The sequence below is a fragment of the Acidovorax sp. SRB_24 genome (assembly GCF_012931925.1).
In genome coordinates, this window is record NZ_MWOM01000126.1 from 1 (window position 1) to 3959 (window position 3959).

3 protein-coding genes and 1 pseudogene are annotated in these 3959 nt (G+C 72.1%); 3 read left to right on the top strand and 1 reads right to left on the bottom strand.

Translation table 11 applies throughout. The annotated features are described in order from the left end of the window. Both B2J89_RS20815 and B2J89_RS20820 read left to right on the top strand, forming a co-directional pair. Positions 1 to 538 (top strand): annotated as a pseudogene (locus B2J89_RS20815) (DSD1 family PLP-dependent enzyme); the annotation flags it as partial. A 19-nt stretch (positions 539 to 557) separates the two neighbouring features. Beyond that, positions 558 to 2366: a lysoplasmalogenase family protein gene (locus tag B2J89_RS20820; protein WP_169170757.1), complete on the top strand. Its 1809-nt coding sequence runs from the start codon at positions 558 to 560 to the stop codon at positions 2364 to 2366. A gap of 27 nt (positions 2367 to 2393) precedes the next feature. On the opposite strand, the gene cobA is transcribed toward B2J89_RS20820, so the two are convergent. Next, the gene (gene cobA, locus B2J89_RS20825) at positions 2394 to 3314 is read right to left on the bottom strand and encodes a uroporphyrinogen-III C-methyltransferase (RefSeq protein WP_169170758.1); all 921 of its coding nucleotides are present in this window, start codon (positions 3312 to 3314) and stop codon (positions 2394 to 2396) included. A gap of 235 nt (positions 3315 to 3549) precedes the next feature. Here cobA and B2J89_RS20830 point away from each other — a divergent pair, with 235 nt between their 5' ends. Further along, positions 3550 to 3894: a cytochrome c gene (locus B2J89_RS20830; protein ID WP_169170759.1), complete on the top strand. Its 345-nt coding sequence runs from the start codon at positions 3550 to 3552 to the stop codon at positions 3892 to 3894. Positions 3895 to 3959: the final 65 nt, after the last annotated feature.

A 3959-nucleotide genomic window follows, 5' to 3' on the forward strand; every position in this document is an offset into this window, starting at 1 on the left:
GGCGGCGCGCCACGCGCGCGACCTGGTCGCCGCCAGCGGCCTGGCCGTGCCGCTGGTCACCGGCTCGGGCACTGGCACGCTCGCGCACGAGGCCGCCAGCGGCGTGTTTGGCGAGCTGCAGGCCGGTTCGTTCCTGTTCATGGACGCCGACTACGCGCGCAACGAGCGCGAGAGCGCCCAGCCGGCGTTCGAGCATGCGCTGTTCGTGAAGACCCAGGTCATCTCGGTCTGTCCCGGCCACGCGGTCTGCGACGCCGGGCACAAGAGCCATGCGATCGACTCGGGCCTGCCCACGGTGGCGCTGCTGCCGTCCGCGCAGGCGCTGCGCTATGCCAACGGGGGCGACGAGCACGGCATCCTGTATGCGGACAGCCCCGAGGCCCGCCTGCCGGCCCTCGGCGACACGCTGTGGCTCATCCCGGGGCACTGCGACCCGACGGTGAACCTGCACGACCACCTGGTCAGCGTGCGCGGCGGGCTGGCGCACGGCACGGTCGAGCGCATCATCAGGGTTGACGCCAGAGGCGCGCTGACCTGATCGGCACAAGAATCGGGCCATGAGCCCGAGCCAGACCATTGTTCTCGCCACCCCGGTGTTCCTGCTGCTGATCGCGATCGAATTCGCGGTGGGCCGCGCGCGCGGGCGCAACACCTACCGCTTCAATGACGCGCTGGGCAGCATCAGCCTGGGCATGCTGAGCCAGACCAGCGCGGTGTTCACGCGCGTGCTGCGCATCGGCCTCTACAGCGCGGTCTTCAGCCAGGTGGCGCTGTGGCGCAACGACGCGTTCTGGACCAGCGCCTGGGGCTGGCTGCTGGCGCTGCTGTTCTACGATTTCTGCTATTACTGGCTGCACCGCATGGGCCACGAGGTCGGCGTGCTGTGGGCCGCGCACGCGGTGCACCACCAGAGCCAGGACTACAACCTGTCCACTGCGCTGCGCCAGACCAGCTCGGGCGCGCTGCTGGGCTGGGTGTTCTACCTGCCGATGGCGCTGGCCGGCGTGCCGCCGCTGGTGTTCGCGGTGGTCGGCCTCATCGACCTGCTCTACCAGTTCTGGGTGCACACCGAGCAGGTCGGGCGCCTGGGCTGGTTCGACCGCTGGTTCTGCGCGCCCAGCAACCACCGCGTGCACCACGCCGTGAACGACCGCTACCTCGACAAGAACTACGGCGGCATCCTCATCGTCTGGGACCGCCTCTTTGGCACGTTCCACGCCGAAGACGCGCGCGAGCCCTGCGTCTACGGCACGCGCGGCCTGCTCAACAGCTGGGACCCGCTGTGGGCCAACGCCCAGGTCTATGCGGCGCTGGCGCACGACAGCTGGCATGCGCGGCGCTTCAGCGACAAGCTGCGCGTGTGGTTCAAGCGGCCCGGATGGCGGCCCGCCGACGTGGCCGCGCGCTTTCCCAAGCCGGCGTTCGACCTCGCGCAGCTGCCGCGCTTCGACCCGGCCATGGACGCGCGCACGCGTTGGTTCGCGGGCGCGCAGTTTGTGCTGCTACTGGCCGGCGTGTCGGTCTTTCTGTGGCAGGCCGACGGCGCGCCGCTGGCGCACAACGCCGTCTGGTTTGCCGTGCTGCTGGCCGCGCAGTGGGCCCTGGGCGCCGTGGTGCAGGGCCGCATCGGCATGCTGCAGGCGCTGGTGGTCGAGGCCGGCGCGCTGGCCACCGCCACCAGCGCCCTGGGCTTGCTGCCATGGCACTGGCTGTTCAAGCCGCTGGCCATGGCGATTGCTATCTTATGGATAGCTCTCAGCGCTTGCCAGGCAATCGCTAGAGGCCGATTTGACCCAAAACCCTGGGGCCTGCTGCTGGCCGCTGTGGCGCTGTCGCTGGCCGGCGACGTGTTCCTGATGTTCGGCGGCCTCTTTCTGCCCGGCCTGGTGAGCTTCCTCGGCGCGCACCTGGCGTACCTTGCGCTGCTGCGCCAGGGCGTGCCCTGGTTCGCGCACCGCCCGGCGCTGCTCGCCACGCTGGCCACGGGCGCCGCCACGTACGCCTGCCTGTGGCTGGGCGGCCTGCCCGCCGCGCTGCGCGGCCCCGTGGCCGCCTATGTGCTGGTGATCGCGCTCATGGCCGCCCAGGCACTGGGCCGCGCGCAGCGGCTGCGCAGCCCGGCCGCGCGCAGCGTGGCCGTGGGCGCCTGCCTTTTCATGCTGAGCGACGCGCTGCTGGCCACCCACCGCTTCGTGCTGCCGCTGCCGCTGGCGCCGCTGTGGGTGCTGGCCAGCTATTACGCGGCGCAGGTGCTGATCGTGCACGGCATGCTGCGCAGCCTGGGCGGCAGCGCCGTGCCCTGCGCCGGGGCGGACCGCGGCGTGGACCTTTCGCCCCCGGCACGCACTCCGCTGGGCAGCGCCTGAGCGGCGCGAGCACAGGCGTGGCCTGATTCACGCCATGTCGACGCTGGCGCGCAGCCGGGCCTGCGGCCCGCCGGTCCGCGCCGCGGGTGCCGCGGGCGGCGCCGCGGCAGGCACGGGCAGCCGGCCTTCGGCACCCGCTCCAATCACCGCGTGCAGCGACACCGTGGTGCCGATCACGATGAGCGCGGGCGCGCGCACGGCGTGCTGCACGGCCAGTTCCGGCAGGGTCTGCAGGGTGCCGACGATGGTGCGCTGCTCGGGCAGCGTGGCGCGCTCGATCAGCGCCGCCGGCGTCTCGGCCGCCATGCCATGGCGCACCAGCTGCGCGCAGATCACCGGCAAGGTGCCCACGCCCATGTAGATCACCACGGTCTGGCGCGGCCGCGCCAGCGCGTCCCAGTCCAGCGCCACGGTGCGCTCGCCCTCCTCGCCCTGCAGGTGGCCGGTGGCAAACACCAGCATGCCGGCGTGGTCGCGGTGTGTGAGCGGAATGCCGGCCGCCGCCGCAGCGCCCTGCGCGGCGCTGATGCCGGGCACGGTGTCGCAGGCAATGCCGGCCGCCGCCAGGGCCTGGGCTTCTTCGCCGCCGCGGCCAAAAATGTACGGATCGCCCCCCTTGAGGCGCACCAGCGACTTGCCCTGCTGCGCCAGCCGCACCATCAATTCGATGATGCCTTCCTGCGGCAACGTGTGGTTGCGGCTTTGCTTGCCGACATAGATCAGTTCGGCCCCGGGCGCCACATGCGCCAGCACGTCGTGCGAGACCAGGTGGTCGTAGAGCACGGTGCGCGCGCTGGCCAGCACGCGCGCTGCCTTGAGCGTGAGCAGTTCGGCATCGCCCGGCCCGGCGCCCACCAGCGTCACCCGGCCCCACTGCGCGGGCGGGACGGCGGTGCCCGGGTTGGCAGGGGATGGGGCGCCGGGGGCGGCAGAAACATCGGTGGTCATGAAAACTCCTGGGTCATCGGGGAGGCCGGACGGCTGACCCGATTGTCAAAACACCGTGTGCCAGCGTACTTGACGCACGTCAAGGACATGCGGGGCCACTGCGGTAACGATGCAGTCTGTCAGGCCCGCACACCCGCGCAGCCTGCCTCCCTTCCATTTTTGCACCATGGCCACCCCGCACCTTCTTCCCGCCGCGCCGCGCCGCGCACCCTCCCGCCGCTGCGGGCACACCGGCATGGCCTGGCTGGGCGCCGCGCTGGTGCTGCTGGTCGGCACCGCCCAGGCGCAGGCCCCCGCACCCCTGCCCCCGGGCGCCGAGCGCCAGCAGGCGCTGGTGCGCATGGTGCGCCAGGACTGCGGCTCGTGCCACGGCCTACGCCTGACGGGCGGCCTGGGCCCTGCACTGACCCCCGAGGCGCTGGCGGGCAAACCGCTCGACTCCATGGTCGCCACCATCTACCGCGGCCGCCCCGGCACGCCGATGGCCCCGTGGAGCGCGATGCTCAGCGAGGCCGAGGCGCGCTGGATCGCCCAGCACCTGTTTGCCGGATTTCCGGAACCTGCGAAAGACCAGCCATGAAACGCCGCCACAGCCTGGCCCTGCTCGGCACCTGCCTGGGCGCCTCCACCCTGCCGCTGGCCGCT

Bases quoted from the DNA above. Each gene is read 5' to 3' on its own strand.
- B2J89_RS20820 (WP_169170757.1), top strand. From the start codon at position 558: ATGAGCCCGAGCCAGACCATTGTTCTCGCCACCCCGGTGTTCCTGCTG.
- cobA (WP_169170758.1), bottom strand. From the start codon at position 3,314: ATGACCACCGATGTTTCTGCCGCCCCCGGCGCCCCATCCCCTGCCAAC.
- B2J89_RS20830 (WP_169170759.1), top strand. From the start codon at position 3,550: ATGGCCTGGCTGGGCGCCGCGCTGGTGCTGCTGGTCGGCACCGCCCAG.